The following is a 19,653-nucleotide window of genomic DNA, read 5'->3' as shown; positions in this document are numbered from 1 at the left end:
GGATACTGATCAACTAAAGAAAGCTATAACAGATATAGGAGCTTCAGGTAAAGTAATTCGGTATGAATAAAGGTGGTGCTAACAATTGGAAGTATTTAATCGCGTAGAGATTGTAAAACTTATAGAATTGCATAAAGTCTGGATTGAGTCAGTAGGGAATAAAGGGGAAAAGCTAAGTGTTGATGAAATAGATTTTCGAGATTTGGATTTAACAGGTTATCCCTTAAATCAAACAATTTTGACAGGGGGGATTTTTGACGGGATGGATCTGCGTAATATAGATATGTCCTCATCATTATTGTGTTCATCAACGTTAAGAAATACAAATTTAGTGAATGCTGATTTTTATAAGGCAGATTTATCATATGCAGATCTGACAAATGCAAACGCCACAAATGCTAGATTTGCTAAAACAGATTGTTCTGAAGCAATATTTTGTAAGGATCATTTAGTAAACTCAAAGCTAATTTCCTGGTCTCTATTTCTTACTGATTTTCAAAATGCAAATTTAACAAACGTAGACATAAGTTTATCTTCTTTTGAAGAGACTTTGTTAAAAGGGGCAAAACTGGCAGGGATTAAGGGTTTAAAAGAGGCTTTTATTAAAAGCATTAACATTGGTACTCAAGAAAATCCAATAATATTGTATGGGGAAAAAGCTATAGATTGGATACACAAAAGAGTATAGTAAATATTTTCGGGGAACTTGAGCATGCACTCTATGTGGCAGCTTCATTTACAAACTTCTCAAATAGACTTCGTACTTAGAATGAGACCACTAAATAACGGAGAGATACGTTATGCTGATGGTTAGTAATATCAAAAAACATATTGATTTTGAGTATTGTGCATTCTTGGATGAAGAGGGTTTTAATCTTTTAGAAGGAGAAAGCTGTCTTATTAGAATAAGTTCCAATGGTTTTTGAGTAGGATTACAAGTGTATGATGACCAACTGTGGGTTTATTATAACACGGAACTTATTGCACATTTAACGTCTGCAGCGGAAATCTACAGCCAAGTTTAACAGAGTGATTCATAAAATAAAACAAAATATGGACATTTATATCATAAAGTGATATATTCCGGGTGGGCAGATATATCACATTACGATATATCTGTAAGTGATAGGTGAGGTGATCAATTGGCCAGAATGGAGCAATTAACAGATTCGATGTTTTATATTATGGCTGCATTGACTAAGCCAAGGCATGGCTATGCAATTATGAACCTGATTGAGGAGACAACAAAAGGAGCAGTAATAATCGGTCCTGCTTCGATGTACACCATTATTAAAAAGCTGTTAAAGCAAGAGTGGATTTATTTGCATGATGGATCGGATTCAAGGCGCAAAACTTATCTCCTAACGGAAAAGGGCAGAGACGTCCTGAATGAAGATGTAAAGCTAAGAAAGCGTATGATTGCACTAGCGGAAGCTGGATTGGAGGAAGAAGAATGAAACGTACCAAATATATGATGTCAGGCGGATTGGCGTTCTCTGAGGATAAGGACATGGAAAAATTACGGCGGTTTTCCTTAAGGGGCTGGCATGTCAGCGGTTTTTCGTTCATGGGGTATGTGCTTGAAAAAGGCGAAAGCTTAGATTGCATTTACAGTATAGATTATCGTCCAATTAAAGAGGAGGAGGAAGAGGAATATGCTGAATTTTTTTCATCCTCCGGCTGGTCGCATATAGCCTCAGAAGGAGACGTCCATCTATTCCGGGCAAAACCCGGCACAAAGCCAATCTAAACGGACCGGGAAACAACTGTTGAGAAGTATGAAAATTCAGCAAGTCCCATCAATAAGCTAGCGGTGCCCCTGTTTTTGGCAACCGTACTTTTATGGTTTGGGTCCGTGGTAAGCTCTGGTGTTTTAAACTCATTCCTTTCTGCAGCATCGATTGTTTTCAGTGTAATAGCCATTCCGTCAGCCTGGACGGCCGTCGCAGCAGCCAGGAACAAATGGAAGGCAAACCATAAACAAACGTTTGTTTATGTGTCATACATCATACCAATCCGTGTTTTTTTGACAGCTGTTTTTGGATTTTTGCTTTTTGATATCCATGCTGTCCGCTTGCTGGGTTGTATGGTGATCGGAGGCATTGCGTTTCCAGCGGTTATTTGGACTGTTCAGTCTTTTTCTCTTAAAATGAGAAAGGATAGGGTCTAAAATTTCTATCGCAGCAGGGCCTTAAAGTATAATGTACATAAATAAGAAAAAGAAAGTGAGTATAGCATGTCATTCATTTCATTAGAAAACGTGATGAAACAGGAAGACCATCGTACGATCTTAAAGAATCTAAACTTAGCAGTCGATAAAACCTCCCAAATCGGAATAAAAATGTCCAGTGAAGAGAGTGCAATCCTTTTCGATTTAATAATGGGAGAGCTTCCGCCTTCCAGCGGGCATATCCGAAGAGAAGCGGGAAAGATTTTATCCGATAAAAAAGATGATGGGTTATACGAGACTTTATCGGTTCAAAGCTACCTGAACTTTTTTAAAGAACTTGCAGATTTTCCTCACCCTCTTGAAGAATACATTGCACAATTCTCTCTATTGGATGTTTGGCGGACAAAAATCAAGAAGCTGACAGGGGATCAGAAGAAAAGGGTTAGTTTATTCAGGATGTTCTTATTTTCCCCGGATGTTCTATTAATTGAGAACCCTCTCAGCAATTCCACAGGGGAAGGAATTGATTTGTATTTAAAAGCATTGGCCCAGATTCGGGTAGGGGATGCAGCCACATTGTTTACGTCCAATTCGATAGAAGATCTGCTGCTTTTGAGCAGTGAAATTTACCGCTATAACCGATTCACCGGACTGGAGCGAACAGACCTTGCTAATGAAACGGAGTCTGATTCAGAGGAGGACTATGAAAGTAAGCCGATTAAGCCAAACAACGTCTTTAAAGTGACGTGTAAATTGGCTGATAAGACGATCTTTTTCAGCCCTGATGAAATTGATTTTATTGAAAGCATCAATAGTGTCAGCAATCTGCGCATTGATGATGAATACTTCCCAACCGATTTAACGATGAATGAACTGGAAGAAAGATTAAGTAAATTTGGATTCTTCAGGTGTCACCGGTCATACTTAGTTAATCTGCAGCGGGTGTCTGAGCTGATCAGTTATTCAAAAAATAGCTATACGCTAATTTTAAAGGGCCATCCCCACGTAAAACTCCCCCTTTCCCGGAACCGTTTGGAAGATATGAAACAATTAATTGCTTTTTAGAGTACAGTTGAGGGTGAAATGAGTTCAATTCACCCTCTTTTTGCTGGATTTGAATTTTCTATACGTACCGTTCAACGGAATTTTACGACTTTTCCTTTGCTTTTATCTAAACTAATAAGCAGATGGGGCAGCGTAAAACAACGCTCCCTTAAAAAAGAAAAGGAGAGAAGCCAATGGAAAAAACGACAGTGATTGACGTTGAACAGATCAGCAAAACGTTCAAAGACGAAGTGGCTCTGAAAAATCTTAGCTTTTCCGTTCTTTCGGGTGAAATTTTTGGGTTTCTCGGACCCTCTGGTTCCGGGAAAACCACCACGATTAAAATCTTGACTGGCCAATTAGCGCAATCCTCGGGTACAGCAGCGGTTTTAGGTAAGCCTGTTGAAAAAATAAATGAACAGATTTATGAACAGGTAGGCATCGTTACAGACAACAGCGGATTGTATGAAAGAATGACCGTCTACAGTAATTTAAAGCTTTTTGCGAAAATTTTACGCGTTGAGAAAGAACGAATCGATCATCTTTTAAAAAGAGTGGGGTTGTTTGAACACAGAAATAAATTGGCCAATCAATTATCAAAAGGAATGACTCAGCGCTTAGTTCTTGCAAGAGCTCTATTGCATCAGCCGAAGGTGCTTTTCTTAGATGAACCAACGAGCGGATTGGATCCCAGCACGGCTGCAGCCGTTCATGAGCTGCTATTTGAACTGAAAGAGAGCGGGACCGCTATTTTCCTTACGACCCATAACATGGATGAGGCCACGAAGCTTTGCGATCACGTTGCCCTCCTGAATGATGGACTCATTGTGGAGCATGGTTCTCCCAGGGCTCTAAGCCTTAAGTACAATCAAAACAAAAGCTACCATATTGTATTAAAGGATGAGAGGGAATTTACGCTGCCCCATTCTGAAGAATCAAGGGAAACAATCAACCGGTGGATGGCAGATGATGAGCTTGTCACAATCCACTCCAATGAGCCCACGCTGGAAAGAGTTTTCTTGGAATTAACGGGGAGGGGATTACTATGAAGGTTTCATTCAGAAAAATCAGAGCCATCGCAGGAATGAAGCTTCAAACGATACTGAATAATACGGGTGTCATGCTGGGGCCGCTCCTTGCATTAGGGTTTGTTTTTGCGTTGAAAAATATCATGCCTGACTTAGATGTAAACAAAAACGGAGTAAGCTTCTCAACGAATGCATTCGTGCTTAGCTTCGGAATCGTTTTTAATATCGCCATAGCCGGTATTTCAATGAGCAGCGGCCCTTTAGCAGAAGAAAAGGAAAAAAACACACTGAGAGTGCTGATGACTTCTTCTGTAAACGGGTTAGAGTACTTAATAGGCACGTTGCTGCCGCCCCTGCTGATCCTTATCACCGTGAATATAGTGATGATTCCCGTAAGCGGATCCTCATTCGGCGAGGTTCAATTTGGAAGCTACTTGCTCATTACAACTGCGGCTAGCATAATCAGTCTGCTCATCGGCTACATCATAGGCATTTTTACAAAAAATCAGGCCCAAACATCACTGCTCACCATGCCCATCACCTTACTTTTAACCTCCGTTCCGGCAATAAAACTCTTACAGGAGGATTTATCGGATATGCTAAACTACACGTATACGGGCGTGTTAACCAACTATTCCAACAGGATTTTCTCGGAAAGCGGATACCAATGGAACCTGACAGACAGCAGTGTCCTCTTCGGCTGGTTCGTTATTACTCTGGGCATTTTCATTTACGCTTACAAGAAAAATGGCTTGGATCATTAACAATTCGAAAGGAATGATACGAAAATGTTTCGAAGCAAAAAAGAAAAACGTTTTGAAGAAAGGCACGTGCAAAATTCTCAGCAAGGCTTAATCTATATCTGGGTAGATCGTGAAACAGGTGTAAACTATTTATATACGTGGAATTCTCAAGGCTGTGCTCTCACCCCGCTATTGGATGAAAACGGAAACGTAATCGTTGAACCCGTTGAGGAGAAGTAAAAAGAGAGCTATCTATCTCCTCCTCCTCAAAAACAGCATATAATGCAAAGCATTCCCGGCTACCAGAATCCAGAAAATCAAAGCCAGGTAATCCCTCGCATGGATGGGTAAGTGAAAGTAAGCGAGAAGTGCGAAAACCACAGCACCCGCTATAAGATTAGCTAATGTATACTTAATCATGCAAATCACTTCCTAAATGGGGGATGTGGGACTGTAATAGCATGACATATCAGGGCGGGATTTCCATGAGAAAAAATCGTCACTTTTCATTGCGAAAAAAGTCAAAGGTTTTAAAGATGTATCTACCAAAGCACTTTGAAAGACCCAGGATTTATGGCTATTGGCAGGTGAAGGAATACATACAGGGGTACATTCCTGTTTATATGGTCGGACACAGATTAGAGGACTTGAGGCGCTGAATATGAAAAAAATTATTTCCATTGCGATCTCTTATTCAATCCGGAAAGCTGTGAACGCAAATGCCCGGAGCTGATACTCCAACCGGATGAGGGAATCTCTCGACCAGGAACGAGGCGAAGCGTTTATTGACACAGGAAAATCCGACATACAGCTTACACTAAGTTTCTTATCAACTGCTTCAATCAGCTGTTCAAAGCGGTGACAGTGTCATAGAGAGATTCGGAGTGGGGTCCTGAAGGAGTTCTCGGTTGACGTAATTGGAAGTAATCTATTGAGAAAATAATTGGTTGGGCGGAAGGACAAAAGTACGGGACAATAAAAAATTTCCGGGACCAAACCCGGGGGGCCGAAATCCGGATTATGATGCGCCCCGGTGCAGCTTGCAGGTCAAAAGCAGAAGGACCCGGCAACCAATGAGCCGAAATCTGGATCGTTTAACCGACTTAGTACAGCTTGTAACTCAAAAACAGAAGGACCCGGCAACCAATGAGCCCGCCCAGCCTGTCGAGTTTAGTCGAAAAGTCTTTATATGAAAAGTACGGACAATATATTGCGGAGTACGGACAATAAAACAAAAGTACGGACAATAAATTAAAAGTACGGACAATAAAACGAAGAGTACGGACAATAAATAATTTCCAGGACCAAACCCGGGCTGAAATCCGGATTGTTCAACCGACTCGGTCCAACTTGCAGCTCAAAAGCAGAAGGAACCGGTAACAAACAAGCCGAAATCTGGATCGTTTAACCGACTTAGTACAGCTTGTAACTCAAAAACAGAAGGACCCGGCAACCAATCAGTCCGCCCAATCTGTCGAATTTAATCGAAAAGTCTTTATATGAAAAGTACGGACAATAAATTGCGGAGTACGGACAATAAAACAAAAGTACGGACAATAAAACAAAAGTACGGACAATAAAACAAAAGTACGGACAATAAAACGAAGAGTACGGACAATAAAAAATTTCCAGGACCAAACCCGGGCCGAAATCCGGATTGTTCAACCGACTCGGTCCAGCTTGCAGCTCAAAAGCAGAAGGAACCGGTAACAAACAAGCCGAAATCTGGATCGTTTAACCGACTTAGTACAGCTTGTGACTCAAAACAGAAGGACCCGGCAACCAATGAGCCCGCCCAATCTGTCGAATTTAGTCGAAAAGTCTTTATATGGAAAGTACGGATAATAAATTGCGGAGTACGGACAATAAAATGAAGAGTACGGACAATAAAACAAAAGTACGGACAATAAAACGAAGAGTACGGACAATAAAAAATTTCCAGGACCAAACCCGGGCTGAAATCCGGATTGTTCAACCGACTCGGTCCAGCTTGCAGCTCAAAAGCAGAAGGAACCGGTAACAAACAAGCCGAAATCTGGATCGTTTAACTGACTTAGTACAGCTTGTAACTCAAAACAGAAGGACCCGGCAACCAATCAGTCCGCCCAATCTGTCGAATTTAGTCGAAAAGTCTTTATATGAAAAGTACGGACAATATATTGCGGGGTACGGACAATAAAACAAAAGTACGGACAATAAAATGAAGAGTACGGACAATAAAACGAAGAGTACGGACAATAAAAAATTTCCAGGACCAAACCCGGGCTGAAATCCGGATTGTTGTTGCTTTAAAATAAAGTTTGATCAAATCGATATTAATAACCTTGATAAACGATCATAGAAAAGAGCGTGTTTTGTAAAGAGGAATGATCAAAACACGCTCTAAATTTTTTTAATTGACTCATTCTTTTATAAAAAAGTTTGATCATTCCCTATCTATACAGCTCCAATATAAAGAGTAAAGAATTAGTGATCGTAAACCCCTTTATGTTACTTAAATAATTTAATAGAATTCCCCAGTATTCAAATCCATTAAATCTTTTAAAGAAATGGACGGTTTAAATTGATCGCCATATTTACCATTTCGAGTTTGTTCGTCATATTTAAATGAAATATTATAATATTTACCGGCCTTAGTTTTCGGTACTAACCCATTATCAACCAAAAATTTAGCTACACCCTTTAGAGCCTTTTCATCATCAGTAGAATACCAAATAATCACCAATGAGCCATCCTTTGCAAATGGATTAAAAGCAAGCATATCTGGATCAGTATGTTTAACTAATGGAGTGACACCTTGTTTGATTGCCTTAAGTATTAATTCTTGCGTTTCATTTGAAATATCCTCTTGTACAAAAGTCATAAATTTACCTACATTATCTGTTTCTCTAAATGTGTTAGTACCATACCAACACCATCCACCCATCTTACGACTTACTAATTCACCTTTCACTTATCTTCCCCTCTTTTCTTCATAATTAATAACTTAATTAGGCTATTAATATATAGTCCTCCATATGTAAGCCCTTTTTAATAGTATAACCATTATATATTTCTTCTTGAATCGTATATTCTCATATCAATTTACTCCATAATCTGGCCCCGATTGTGGAACTAGAAAAAATCCTGCACATCAATACAGGTTTCATAAACAAACTTTATTTTAAATGGACAATCTTTTTAATAAAACTACAATTGTTCAACCGACTCGGTCCAGCTTGCAGCTCAAAAGCAGAAGGAACCGGTAACAAACAAGCCGGAATCTGAATCGTTTAACCGACTTAGTACAGCTTGTAACTCAAAACAGAAGGACCCGGCAACCAATCAGTCCGCCCAATCTGTCGAATTTAGTCGAAAAGTCTTTATATGAAAAGTACGGACAATATAATGCGGAGTATGGACAATAAAACAAAAGTACGGACAATAAAACAAAAGTACGGACAATAAAACAAAAGTACGGACAATAAATAATTTCCAGGACCAAACCCGGGCCGAAATCCTGCTTAATACCGCCTCAAAACACCCTAAGAACCCCCAAAAGACAGGCGGAAAAGTAAATAATAAGCCCGCACACTCATCCGAAGCCAAAAAACCACAAAAAAGAGACGCGAAAGGCCGGATCCCCCTTCCACGTCTCACTACAAGAAAACATCCAACTGCCAAATCCCAACTGCTCAACCGCCAACTCCTGCTTAAGCCTGATCCTTAAGCATCTCGTAGACTGCATCATACGAAAGCGCGCCGGCAATGATGAGTCCGACTGAAACTGAGATGATAAACAAAAGAATGGCTACTGCTTTGTTCCCTTCCTCGACTTTCCTGGCGAGGGAGATTTTCGGGAAGAGAAGGTGCTCGACGATCCAGTATGACAGGATTTGAGCGGCGATTCCGAATGCGCTCCATAAAGTGTAGTCGAGAAGGTTCAGCGAGTATTGGGCGGCGGCCCAGATGACGACGGCGAGTCCGAGTATTTTGCCGCCGAGTTTGATGGCGGCTGCGGTATTTGCTTGCTCTAGTATTTGCTTACGCTCGCTCATTTTGGTGGTGATGCTGAAAAGGAAGGCGCCTGCGATTAAAAAGGCGAGCCCGATTCCTAAATAGGTGAGTGTGTGAAGCAACGCGTCCATTATTGATCCGCTCCTTTTTTGATTGGCTTGATGCCTGCCGGGAGAAAGCAGGCTTCGTTTCCGGTGATGGCGCTTCCGGCTCTTATTCCAAATGCTTCTGCTTTTTGCCCGATTACAAATGATCCGATGAGCAGACGGGCTGTTTCTTTCCCGAATGGCGTTTGAATCGCGGCGGCTGGGAGATCCTGATGCTGCTGATAAACCTTTAGCGAATCATCATAGGTTTTCAGCTTGTTCGCTTCAAGCGGCTGGCCGTCTGGTCCGAAAACGGTGATGGTATCTCCTTCTCTTCCGAAAGCGGGTTTTTCTACATATTTGACGCCTTTTTTCAAGAAGGGCTCGTTTTCCAGGTAAGTAGGCAGAAAGTGGTCCCGGATCCATTCATGCTCGGTTTCGTTAAAAAACGCATGATTGCTTTCATGCAATCCCCAGATCAGCGCCTGGACAGCTTTGGACTGGAGCAGAAAAGAAGAGAGCGGGTTGATCACCGCAAGCTTTTCATCCTTGACAAGCTTCAGCAGCTCGATGCCGATGGCTGTGCCGTCCTCGCTTTTGTCGTTTATCAAATGTTCAATCGGATAGGTTTGCCGGTACAGAATATCAATTTTTTTCCCATCAGGAGTGAACAGGCCTTCCTCTTCAATAAGCTGGAGCTGATCGAGAGGGATGGTTTCGTGCAAGTAGCCAAACGTCCGGCCGAGGTAAAGGGCGGTGTTCCAATCCTCTTCATGGTCAGAGTGGGCGGTAAAAACAACCTTTGGAGCCTGACGGCTGTTCCAAAGCTCCCGGACGGCACGGCGGATGGCGGTTTGCAGGACAAGCTCGGACCCGGCATTTGGATCCTTATAGCCGAAATGCCTGGCTGCAAGCCCGTTTACATGGAACAGCTCATAAATAAAGGTCGGAGTATCGGCGTTTATTTCAAAGTGCTTCCACCCGTCCGGAGTCTTGACAAGATCCACCCGCCGGATGACTCCCTCCTGAGTTAAGGGCTTTGTTTTTATGTATGGGATCGATTCTGCAGGGATTCCAAGCTCGGTCAGGGTCTCATCCGGCAGTGAACGGAGGAGGGGAGCGGTTTTGTCATAAATCGCTGCTATCCGGTCCGTTGCCGTTCGGATGGCAGCCGCTTCTTCCTCGGTTATGCTGTATACGTCATAAAGGGCGTAGGGCTCACCGAACAGGTCGTGCCAGAAGGCGGGAACCGTTTCGTAAAAGGCCTGCCGCTTTTGTTCATGACTGGCGTTTCTTGCTCTCATTATCCGCCGAAGCCGCCTCTCGTTCCGCTTCCAATTCCGGATTTTCCGCCCTTTACATACGATTTGTATTTGGAGCTTTTTTTCAAAGCATTCGCAGTGGCAAAAAATGCGCCGCCGTAAAAAAAGTGGCCATAATGCGGGCTTCGGTCATCGTCGCATTCCCAAACCTCTAACTCGTTATCCCACTCCCAGTCATCACAAGACTGATCATCCGGCGGATCAGGGCGGTCGGCCGACTGGGAGGAGCAGCCGGACATCCCGATCGCGAATATGGAGGCTGTCGCTGTAACGAGCACTTGTTTCATCATTCGTTCCGTCTTCCTCATTTGCTGGACCTCCTTTTCAATACCGTCTTAATGAAGTGTATCATAATTTTTTCTGAAAAAAACACATTCTTCCATATATAATAAGGGAAGAAAGGAAGTGCTGACCGATGAAACGAAAGCTAGAGTACCGTTTGAATGATCCATCCCAAGGCTACCCGGCTATCTACCATTTTGATGACCTGGAACCGCTCCAGATCTTTTGCAGACGGAACTGTGATTTTTTCATATTGGAAGGAACCGTCTATGAGACAACGAGCTCTTTTTTAAAAGACAGCCGCTTCGTCATTTACGTGAAAAAAAGCGACGACGAAAAGCCATTCCGCCAGGCAGAAGCCGAACGGCGCCTCGGAGTGGAGGTCCGTCTTTATAAAGAATACGCAGAAAGCCCCGAAATCATGTTTTTGCCGTGCTTTGACCATGTCGAAGTGTTCTCATACCTGGATAATACCTATCTCGTTCTGGAAGGAAAGGAATACGAAAGAGTGAGTGCGGAAATGGATCAGGACCGGCTGATGTATGTGCTTTATGTGAGGGAGACGGGGGAGAGGGTTTAATTAAAAAAAGGCGGTCTTACCCGCCTTCTCCAGTTTACTTGCTTTCCTGTTCTTCTTGCAGCTCGTCCTTGTCATCATTCTTGTTCATCTCATCGTTTTGTTCTGACGGCTCCTCTGTCGGATCGGGTTCTTCTTCATCATTTGGCGCATTGCATCCGGCAAGCAGTCCTATGCTTAAAAGAGAAGCTGCCGATAAAGTCATCCATTTTTTTAGCTTCATGATTCGTTCCTCCTTTTTTGCTTAGGATGTGGCGGAGGAGACATTTTATGCATGCTTATGGAAAAATGGAGGGATTGGATGGTGTGATTAAGATTCAGGGTCAGATGATGAAGGATACAATCTACCCCAGAGTTCATTGGGTTCTTCGGTTGGAAGGCCATGGCTGGTATGATTTTACCGTCTTTATACAGCAGATTCTTCGTTATTGGGGGGCGATTCCTCAATTTGTATGCTCCTCCTTTTTTTTTGCCTGTTTTTTAAATGGTTTTAGCTATTCCGGAGGGTGCCCTATCAGGATATCGACCGTACTTTTGCTTTATCGACCGAAAATGACGGGAAATCGATCGAAATGGAAATATATCGGCCGAAATCTGTATAAATCGACCGAAATCAAATTATATCGACTTTTCGACAAGGTTCGTGCTTCCTCGCCGTCCGCAATGCCCATCCCAGCCAGCAAACCAGCTTAATCCTCAATCATCAAACCCCACCCATCGACTTTCCGATAAGGTTGGTCCACCCGCCGTCCGCAATGCCCATCCCATCCAGCAAACCAGCTCAATCCTCAATCATCAAACCCCACCCATCGACTTTTCGACAAGGTTCGTGCTTCCTCGCCGTCCGCCAATCCATCCCAGCCAGCAAACCAGCTCAATCCTCCATCATCACGCCCCAGCCATCGACCTCGCCCCCATAAGGCTCACATAATTCCTGAAGACGCTCCTGTATCCCGGTAATGTTCTCATACGTAAGCATCAGTTGAATAAAGCAAGCAACGGTCCATTCCTCCAATTCCCTATCCATTTCCAGCTCGCTGTTAATCCCTTCTTCTTTCAAAGCTCCAGCAACCGCCTGGCCGCTTACCTGGTCTGGGACAGCAATGAAAAAGTCAACGTTTTGAGGCTTGCTGAAGTCCACTCCCTCTTTATAGAGCATCTTTAAAATCTTGCCGTCTTCATCTTTTGGAAATTTCATGCAGGATTCTCCCATCTATTGTTTGTTTATGTCTAATTATACGGAACCCGTTCTCTTTAAAAAACCCCGGGATTTGCCGATATAAGGGGAAAGGATAATACGAAGGAGACTTTTACATAGATGGAACATGTATATCATATCCCCATTGTCATTTTATCGATTATTATTGCAGTGATGGCCTCGTTCGCTGCCCTTGATTTGAGCATAAAAGTGAGCCGGGCCAGGCCTCCAGCCCGCTATATCTGGCTTTCATCCGGTGCCATAGCGATGGGGCTTGGCATTTGGGCGATGCATTTTGTTGCCATGCTTGCGTTTCATTTATCCATTCCTGTTTCCTATCATCTCGGATGGGTTGTCCTGTCCATTATTCCGGCGATTATTGCCTCTGCCTTGGCGCTCTATATCATAAGCCGGCCTGCTCAGGGGCTGCGGCAAAATGCATGGGGGGCCCTGTTTATGGCAGCAGGTATTGTGTCGATGCATTATACGGGGATGGAAGCGATGGAAATGGCGGCGGATATTGAATATGATCCGTTCCTCTGGTCACTTTCGGCCATCATTGCTTTCGCAGCCTCCATCGTGGCTTTATACCTCCTGCAATACGTAAGCCAGCGCTACAATCAGCCCGGGATTTGGAAAAGCAAAGCCGGAAGCGCTGTACTCATGGGGTTTGCGATATCCGGAATGCATTATACAGGGATGGCTGCAGCGAAATTCAAACCACACTCCCACGACGGCCATCAGATGCAAGGGGGCTTTGACAGCACCATATTAGCCTACTCGGTTGCTTTTGGCATCCTGATCATACTCAGCGCTGTCTTTATCAGTATTTTTGTCGACCGGCGGTTTGAATATCAATCGATTCGGTCAGAACGGAAATTCCGATCAGTCATTGAGTCAGCGAATGATGCCATTATCTTAGCTGATTCTAAAGGGGAGATCATCTCATGGAATATGGGGGCCCAGCGCATGTTTGGCTTTGAAGAGGCCGAGATTCTTGGCAAAAGACTGCAGCTGATCATTCCTGACCGGTTTAAAGAAGCCCACCAAAAAGGCATGGAGCGCTATCTTTCGACAGGAACCGCTAAGGTTATCGGAAGAACAATGGAGCTTTTCGGTCTGAATAAACAGGGAACCGAATTTCCCATTGAACTGTCTCTTGCTTCCTGGAAGGAAGAGGGGAAAACCTTTCTCAGCAGCATCATCCGGGATATAACGGAGCGGAAGCGAAACGAGGAAAAAATAAATCAAATGGTGTATCGGGACGCATTGACGGGACTGCCGAACAGGCTATTGTTCAATGACCGCTTATCCTCGGCGATTGATCAGGCAGATGAAACGAAGCACACCCTCGCCGTTCTGTTTATTGATTTAGACCGCTTTAAAAATATCAACGATACACTAGGTCATGATTCAGGAGATTTATTGCTGATTGAAGTAGCGGCCCGGATTCAATCCGCCGTTGGAAAATCAGATACCGTCTGCAGGCAGGGGGGAGATGAATTTATTATTCTCTTCCCGCACGCAACATCAAGCGAAGCGACAAAGAAAGCCCAAAAGGTGATTGACCTTTTCCACCAATCCATCCTCGTCAACGGGCATGAACTGTTTGTCACTCCGTCCATCGGAATTGCCATGTACCCCTCTGATGGAAAAGAAATCGAGAGCCTGATAAAAAATGCGGATACCGCCATGTACCGGGTGAAGGAGCAAGGGAAAAACAGCTTTCAGTTTTATGCCCCAATCATGAATGAACTCATCTCGAAAAAAATGAAGCTCGAAACCGGTCTCCGCAAAGCTCTGCAGCAAAAAGAGCTAAAGGTCGTCTATCAGCCGCAGGTAGAGGTCAAAACCGGTAAGCTGATTGGAGCTGAGGCGCTGCTGCGGTGGCATCACCCGGAATGGGGACTCATATCCCCTGCGGAATTCATCCCAATCGCAGAAGAAACCGGCCTGATTATCCCGATTGGAGAATGGGTGCTCCGTGAGGCATGTTTTCAAAACAAATCATGGCAAAATAACGGCTACCCGCCATTAAGGATAGCGGTCAATATCTCCTCCCGGCAATTTAAGCAAAGCAATCTCGTTGAAAAGGTGAGCAATATTTTAGCGCTTGCAAACCTTGAACCGCAATATTTAGAGCTGGAGCTCACAGAGAGCATCATCCAGGACTCTGAGCATGCCGTTATGAAAATGCAGCAGCTGAGGGATATGGGGATTCACCTTTCCATCGATGACTTTGGCACAGGCTACTCATCCCTCAGCTATCTGAAAACATTTCCAATCAACACCCTGAAAATCGACCAAACCTTTACACGAAACATCTATACAGACCCAAAAGACGCATCGCTCGTGGACACCATCATTAACATGGCCCACAACCTGAACCTGAAGGTCATTGCCGAAGGAGTAGAAACAAAGGAACAGCTCCACTTCCTTCAGAAAAAACAATGCAACGAAGCTCAAGGCTACTATTTCAGCCGCCCGATCCCACCGGAGGAAATGCAGGTGCTGCTGGAAGACCAGGCAATATAAATGGAAAGAGGATTCATCTCAAGTGGATGAATCCTCATTTTCATTACTTCGTGACGTTTTTAACTTCCCCTGTACTTGGAACAGTATAAGAAAGCTTCAGCATTTCACCGTCATTGTTCTTTTTAAAGTACATGACATCTCCGCCGGCAATTTCCCCGCTGTTAATTGGCCTTTTACAGTACCATTAACCGTAACGTTTACAGGAACTCCATTTGGATTAGATAAGCGATGTGTTCTTTCGTTTTCTCCGTCTTTAGGTTCGTCTTGATTTGTAACGACTGTAAATACAAGTGCTTCACCGACTACTTGAACATCACTATGATCTACTACCCTCTCGCTGATGACATTTTTATCTAATACTTCAACTGCTTGAGCTGTAAGCAACTTTACACTTTCTCACCTATCCTTTAGAAAAATAAAGACAGGATGAACGTCCACACACAGACAAACGCCAGCAGACCAAAGCTGTATTTAATCGTCATTTTCATAAGGTCCGCTTCCTTTCCTGTTTCACCGACAGCAGCGGCTGCAATGGCAATCGATTGCGGAGAGATCAGTTTTGCCATAACGCCGCCTGCTGTGTTTGCGGATACGAGCAGAGCGGGATTGGTCCCAAGGATTGTGGCTGCTGTAGCCTGCATGGGGGCGAATAACGTATTATTGTTCACGACTGAGCCGGTCATAAATACGCCAATCCAGCCGAGAATGGGAGCAAGCAGCGGGAAGGCTCCGCCGGTTGTGGCCATTGCTTCACCGAGAACGGCTGTCATTCCTGCATAGGTCATCAGCTTTGCAATGCCAAGAATGAAGCAGATCATAAGGATCGGAATCCAGAATTCGGAGATGGTTTTGGTAAACAAGGCAAAGCCTTTTGCAAATCCAAAGCCTTTCGCAGTCAAAATAGTGGTTAAGACAGCCAGTAATATCGCGGTTCCTGTAGCACTGACTAAGTCCAGAGCGGAGATCAGGCTTGACCCCGGGATAGGGAAAGTTATTTTGGTAAAGGCCAGTGGTCCGCCCTCCGCAAACAGGGTCTTAAATGCGGGAAGACTCCAGATCAGGACGAAGAGACTTAATAAGTAAAAAGGAGACCACGCCTTAATCACTTCCTGAAGCGGGTATTTTTTTATCTCAGTCTGCTGTTCGCCATGCAGAAGAAGGTGTTTAGGCTTCCACTTCCTTAAGAATAAAGCCAGTGCACCCATAGCCATCAAAGAAGGAATGATATCAGCAAGCTCAGGTCCTAAAAATACTGTAATGATTGCCTGGGAGATTGTATAAATAGAAGATACGACAAGGATTGCCGGGAGCACATCCTTTATTCCTTTAAGCCCGTTCAGCAGAAAAATAAGTAAAAATGGAATCGTAAAGTTGATGATTGGGAGAGTCAGAGCTGTCAGCACCGATACATCCATGGCAGTCACATTGCCTTCGAGGTTCAGAGTTCCCGTAATGGCTACCGGAATTCCAATGGCACCGAACGCACCGGAAGCGCCGTTTGCAATCAGGCACAGCATGGCTGCCTCAAGCGGTTTAAACCCAAGAGAGACAAGCAGTACAGCGCAGATCGCAATGGGTACCCCAAATCCCGCTGCCCCTTCCAAAAACGCGTTAAAACAGAAGCCGATCAGCAGAAGCTGAATGCGTTTATCATTTGAAATTCCTCCAATACTTGCCCGCAGCACTTCAAATTTTCCTGATTCAACAGAAATCTTGTAAAGCCACACAGCCATCACGATGATATAGCCAATCGGCCACATCCCTTGGATTGCTCCCTGGACCACACTTCCTGCAGCTTCAGGCAGGGGAAGTTTGAAAATCAGAGCGGCAATAAGGAATGTAACCCCCAAATTCAGGAAAGCAGCATAAATTCCTTTCATCTTAAAGACGGTCAAGCATAAAAGAAACAATACAATCGGTACAGCAGCAGTCAAAGAGGAAAGCAGCAAATTGTCAAAGGGATTCAGGGAAGGTGACAGCATAGCAATCGGCTCCTTTTTAATCTTTTATGTGAAAAGATTCACAAGAACAGCCAAAAAATATAGTTTGTTTTGTGAAGTCCTTCACATGTAATATTTTACTCTTCTTTCAGAAAAAAACAACCGTTATTTTACAAGAAAGCTATAATAGAAGTCAGCTCTGCAAAGTTTAATAAAAGGAGTATGCTATGCACCGAAACCGGATTATTTATGCCGCAGTGATGATCTTAGTCATAGCGATGGGATTGCTCTCCCGGAGGCTTTCCATATATCTCCCCGGCTGGGTCAATGCTTATTTGGGTGATGCACTCTGGGCCGCTATGGTCTTTGTTGGCTTCGCCTTTCTCTTTAACAGAAAAAAAACCTCCCTCATTGCAAGTATCGCTGCCCTGTACTGCTTACTGACCGAGTGCAGTCAGCTGATTCAAACGTCTTGGCTCAATGAGATCCGGGACACGATGCTCGGCGGACTTGTGCTCGGGTATGGGTTTCTTTGGACTGATTTAGCAGCGTATGGCATAGGGATTGCGCTTTGTGCGGTGATGGAATGGAAGTGGAAGAGGGGAATCAATTGATTTCCAATGGTCTGCAGGAGAGGCTCCGCCCTGCAATAGGGTGGGGCCTGTCCCCGAAAATTTTACTGTACTAAAGCTCCGGCACCGCCTCCGGAAATGCTTGCAGCGCAAGGCGCTGGAAAGCAGGTACTCCGTCCCCTGCTGCGGTGAAACGAGTGGGGCCAGGCACCGTGCCTGTCCCCGAGAATTTTACCGTACTAAAGCTCCGGCACCGCCCCCGGAAATGCTTGCTGTAGAAGGAATTGGAAAGCAGTCCCTCCGCCCCCCGCTGCGGTGAAGCAAGTGGGGCCAGGCACCGCCGCTACCCGCCGCTAACCCCGCCAACTGCCCCGCTTCTCAAAATACAAAAACCCCCCGCCAAACGGCAGAGGGCCACCATCATTATATAAACTCCGTTTTCCTAATCGCTTCCTCCACAAGGGTAGACAGCTCTGTTCCTTCTTTATCATCAATCCACTTGGCTAGTGCCTTCATGGTGCTTGCGAAGTCCTTGCGCTGGGTTTTGCTTGTATCGTAATAAAGGCCGATCAGATCTTTTTTGAATAGGTGGGTCCAAAATTTCTGGCCGCAGTCTTCCCAGCTTTCCGCGGTCTTCATTTCAAGAATTTCCCGCAGATCCAACAGGTTGTTGCGGTATTTTCTCACCGTATTGACCGATTTGCCTGTGGCTTTTTCCCTGTAAAAGGACATCAGGTCATGGGCATAAAAATTTTGGATGGTATCCGGCCTGAAACCGAGTTGTTCATAATAGGGAATCTCATCCTGCTGAACTTTACCGGACCGCTCTTTTTCCGGCGGGTTTGCCGGTTTGAGGGATGAGGTCCTTTCTTCACTGCCTGAAACAAATGGCGACACCGGAAGTCCGAGGGTCCTGCGAATCGTGTTCATATCCGCTGTCTGTCCGGAGGCCCCCACATCTATGTTCTTGTACAGGTTGTGCTCGTATTGACTCAGCCACAGCTCCGCATCAGCTTCTCTGCCGGCTGCGCACAATTCGCGAAGAGAGAGGTGATCATACATTGGGATTTTTTGATTAGGGTCCATATTCATTATGGCTTGAGCAAGATATCCGAAATGATGGTCATCCGCTGATTCAGGCTGAAAGACCATATTGCTTATTTCAGCATTGACAGGGAGGCTAATGGATTGGGAGGTTTCGTCTATTAGGGAAATTGCCGAACCAGTCTTCCCCATCAGTGTTTTAAAGCCACTCGCATTTTTGCTGCCTATCGCTGACAGCTTCATCATGCCGTCTTCAATTTCAAGGGAGCCGTAAATCTCTCCGATTCTGGCGCTTTTTTTCATTTCACTGTCTTTATAAAGCTTCCAGTTTCCGCCCCAGCTCACTGATTTCTCTTCAGGGGTCCATTCATCAATTAAGAACTCGCTGTTCGTGTGTAAAAATTGAAACAGAGAATTTTCATTGTGAATTCGATAGGTTATTTCATAGCGTTCAATGACAGTTTCCTGACTTTGATCATTCTGTAATCCATTTTCCTTTTCAACGACCTCTGCCATAATTTCGAGATAATAATCAAGCAGTACCTCTTCGTGAGAAAGGTTCTTTTCCTTCATTAATTTTTCAGTCATGTTCTTGGCTGCATCCAGTCCCTGAGGAGTGGTAAAAGCCCGGACTCCATGAAAAATGTGCTGATTCCCGTAGGGCTCAAGCATGGAGAGGGTACCGTACCATGGGATAAACTGGCCGGTGTTTTCCTCTGAACGGGGGACCTCAAACGTTTCGTCTGTAAAGAGATCTTTAAACATAATCTGTTCCTGCGAAGCATCGACCGCCTGCACAAGACGCGGCCGCAGAGCAACCCAGGCTTCGGTCATTTCCTGATGGGGGGAACTCAGCTTACCTTGAGCAGACTCTGCAAACAGCTCGATCCCGCGCTTCCCGTTTTCAAAACGGCAGAAAAAGTACAGCCAAAATTCGAGTACGGCTTCTTCGCGGTTATAGGGAATGGTTTGATTAGAACGGTCACTTAATTGCTTGCGGTACTTTTCCAATTGCATAAAATCCAGCTTATGATAGATAAAATCATGCAGTAAGTGAACAAGCTCTGCCTTGTGACGATAAAATCGTTCCAGTCTGGCTTCTGTCATATGAATAAC

21 protein-coding genes are annotated in these 19,653 nt (G+C 44.3%); 12 read left to right on the top strand and 9 right to left on the bottom strand.

Going from position 1 to position 19,653, the window contains the following annotated elements; translation table 11 throughout:
* Positions 1–85: 85 nt before the first annotated feature.
* The 8 genes from ACQCV8_RS02590 (at position 86) to ACQCV8_RS02555 (ending at position 5,225) form a co-directional block, all read left to right on the top strand.
* Positions 86–688, top strand: coding sequence for a pentapeptide repeat-containing protein (locus ACQCV8_RS02590; protein WP_426842980.1), 603 nt, complete (start codon positions 86–88; stop codon positions 686–688).
* A 463-nt stretch (positions 689–1,151) separates the two neighbouring features.
* The gene (locus ACQCV8_RS02585; RefSeq protein ID WP_426843357.1) at positions 1,152–1,457 is read left to right on the top strand and encodes a PadR family transcriptional regulator; all 306 of its coding nucleotides are present in this window, start codon (positions 1,152–1,154) and stop codon (positions 1,455–1,457) included.
* On the top strand, positions 1,454–1,750 hold the full coding sequence (locus ACQCV8_RS02580) for a DUF2812 domain-containing protein (protein ID WP_426842978.1): 297 nt from the start codon (positions 1,454–1,456) through the stop codon (positions 1,748–1,750). Before ACQCV8_RS02585 ends, ACQCV8_RS02580 begins: the two co-directional genes overlap by 4 nt.
* A 75-nt stretch (positions 1,751–1,825) precedes the next feature.
* Positions 1,826–2,170, top strand: coding sequence for a hypothetical protein (locus ACQCV8_RS02575; RefSeq protein ID WP_426842977.1), 345 nt, complete (start codon positions 1,826–1,828; stop codon positions 2,168–2,170).
* 66 nt (positions 2,171–2,236) lie between these two features.
* Complete coding sequence (locus ACQCV8_RS02570; protein WP_426842976.1) at positions 2,237–3,235, top strand: LytTR family transcriptional regulator DNA-binding domain-containing protein; 999 nt, start codon at positions 2,237–2,239, stop codon at positions 3,233–3,235.
* A 173-nt stretch (positions 3,236–3,408) separates the two neighbouring features.
* Entirely contained in the window at positions 3,409–4,263 is an 855-nt protein-coding gene (locus ACQCV8_RS02565; protein WP_426842974.1) for an ABC transporter ATP-binding protein, read from the top strand.
* Entirely contained in the window at positions 4,260–5,006 is a 747-nt protein-coding gene (locus ACQCV8_RS02560) for an ABC transporter permease (protein ID WP_426842973.1), read from the top strand. Before ACQCV8_RS02565 ends, ACQCV8_RS02560 begins: the two co-directional genes overlap by 4 nt.
* 24 nt (positions 5,007–5,030) lie before the next feature.
* Positions 5,031–5,225: a DUF6440 family protein gene (locus ACQCV8_RS02555; protein WP_426842972.1), complete on the top strand. Its 195-nt coding sequence runs from the start codon at positions 5,031–5,033 to the stop codon at positions 5,223–5,225.
* A gap of 2,263 nt (positions 5,226–7,488) precedes the next feature.
* Here the strand turns inward: ACQCV8_RS02555 and ACQCV8_RS02550 are convergent.
* From ACQCV8_RS02550 to ACQCV8_RS02535, 4 genes are all read right to left on the bottom strand, one after another.
* A complete protein-coding gene (locus ACQCV8_RS02550; RefSeq protein ID WP_426842971.1) occupies positions 7,489–7,938 on the bottom strand; it encodes a hypothetical protein in 450 nt (149 codons plus the stop codon).
* A gap of 739 nt (positions 7,939–8,677) precedes the next feature.
* Positions 8,678–9,112 carry a DUF350 domain-containing protein gene (locus ACQCV8_RS02545; protein ID WP_426842969.1) on the bottom strand — a complete coding sequence of 145 codons (435 nt, stop codon included), beginning with the start codon at positions 9,110–9,112 and terminating at the stop codon, positions 8,678–8,680.
* Positions 9,112–10,371: a glutathionylspermidine synthase family protein gene (locus ACQCV8_RS02540; RefSeq protein ID WP_426842968.1), complete on the bottom strand. Its 1,260-nt coding sequence runs from the start codon at positions 10,369–10,371 to the stop codon at positions 9,112–9,114. Before ACQCV8_RS02540 ends, ACQCV8_RS02545 begins: the two co-directional genes overlap by 1 nt.
* Positions 10,371–10,697 carry a hypothetical protein gene (locus ACQCV8_RS02535; RefSeq protein WP_426842967.1) on the bottom strand — a complete coding sequence of 109 codons (327 nt, stop codon included), beginning with the start codon at positions 10,695–10,697 and terminating at the stop codon, positions 10,371–10,373. Before ACQCV8_RS02535 ends, ACQCV8_RS02540 begins: the two co-directional genes overlap by 1 nt.
* Positions 10,698–10,804: 107 nt before the next feature.
* On the opposite strand from ACQCV8_RS02535, the gene ACQCV8_RS02530 reads away from it, so the two are divergent.
* Complete coding sequence (locus ACQCV8_RS02530) at positions 10,805–11,251, top strand: hypothetical protein (RefSeq protein WP_426842965.1); 447 nt, start codon at positions 10,805–10,807, stop codon at positions 11,249–11,251.
* 34 nt (positions 11,252–11,285) lie between these two features.
* Here ACQCV8_RS02530 and ACQCV8_RS02525 read toward each other — a convergent pair whose 3' ends face one another.
* Positions 11,286–11,471, bottom strand: a complete 186-nt coding sequence (locus tag ACQCV8_RS02525) for a hypothetical protein (protein ID WP_426842964.1) — start codon at positions 11,469–11,471, stop codon at positions 11,286–11,288.
* Between the two features lie 47 nt (positions 11,472–11,518).
* Here ACQCV8_RS02525 and ACQCV8_RS02520 point away from each other — a divergent pair, with 47 nt between their 5' ends.
* Entirely contained in the window at positions 11,519–11,941 is a 423-nt protein-coding gene (locus ACQCV8_RS02520) for a hypothetical protein (RefSeq protein WP_426842963.1), read from the top strand.
* 181 nt (positions 11,942–12,122) lie between these two features.
* Here the strand turns inward: ACQCV8_RS02520 and ACQCV8_RS02515 are convergent, their stop codons facing one another.
* Positions 12,123–12,446: a ribonuclease E inhibitor RraB gene (locus ACQCV8_RS02515; RefSeq protein WP_426842962.1), complete on the bottom strand. Its 324-nt coding sequence runs from the start codon at positions 12,444–12,446 to the stop codon at positions 12,123–12,125.
* 120 nt (positions 12,447–12,566) lie between these two features.
* Between ACQCV8_RS02515 and ACQCV8_RS02510 the strand changes: the two genes are divergently transcribed.
* Positions 12,567–14,981 carry an EAL domain-containing protein gene (locus tag ACQCV8_RS02510; protein ID WP_426842961.1) on the top strand — a complete coding sequence of 805 codons (2,415 nt, stop codon included), beginning with the start codon at positions 12,567–12,569 and terminating at the stop codon, positions 14,979–14,981.
* A gap of 96 nt (positions 14,982–15,077) precedes the next feature.
* On the opposite strand, the gene ACQCV8_RS02505 is transcribed toward ACQCV8_RS02510, so the two are convergent.
* Together ACQCV8_RS02505 and ACQCV8_RS02500 are read right to left on the bottom strand one after the other, a co-directional pair.
* Positions 15,078–15,365 carry a hypothetical protein gene (locus ACQCV8_RS02505; protein WP_426842960.1) on the bottom strand — a complete coding sequence of 96 codons (288 nt, stop codon included), beginning with the start codon at positions 15,363–15,365 and terminating at the stop codon, positions 15,078–15,080.
* Between the two features lie 23 nt (positions 15,366–15,388).
* The gene (locus ACQCV8_RS02500; protein ID WP_426842959.1) at positions 15,389–16,963 is read right to left on the bottom strand and encodes an L-lactate permease; all 1,575 of its coding nucleotides are present in this window, start codon (positions 16,961–16,963) and stop codon (positions 15,389–15,391) included.
* 185 nt (positions 16,964–17,148) lie between these two features.
* Here ACQCV8_RS02500 and ACQCV8_RS02495 point away from each other — a divergent pair, with 185 nt between their 5' ends.
* On the top strand, positions 17,149–17,535 hold the full coding sequence (locus ACQCV8_RS02495) for a DUF2809 domain-containing protein (RefSeq protein WP_426842958.1): 387 nt from the start codon (positions 17,149–17,151) through the stop codon (positions 17,533–17,535).
* 381 nt (positions 17,536–17,916) lie between these two features.
* Here the strand turns inward: ACQCV8_RS02495 and ACQCV8_RS02490 are convergent, their stop codons facing one another.
* On the bottom strand, positions 17,917–19,644 hold the full coding sequence (locus tag ACQCV8_RS02490; RefSeq protein WP_426843377.1) for a hypothetical protein: 1,728 nt from the start codon (positions 19,642–19,644) through the stop codon (positions 17,917–17,919).
* Positions 19,645–19,653 lie beyond the last annotated feature (9 nt).

The organism is Metabacillus sp. 84, assembly GCF_050107715.1.
Classification (GTDB): Bacteria; Bacillota; Bacilli; order Bacillales; family Bacillaceae; genus Metabacillus_B.
This window is presented reverse-complemented; position numbering and strand designations above follow the sequence as displayed.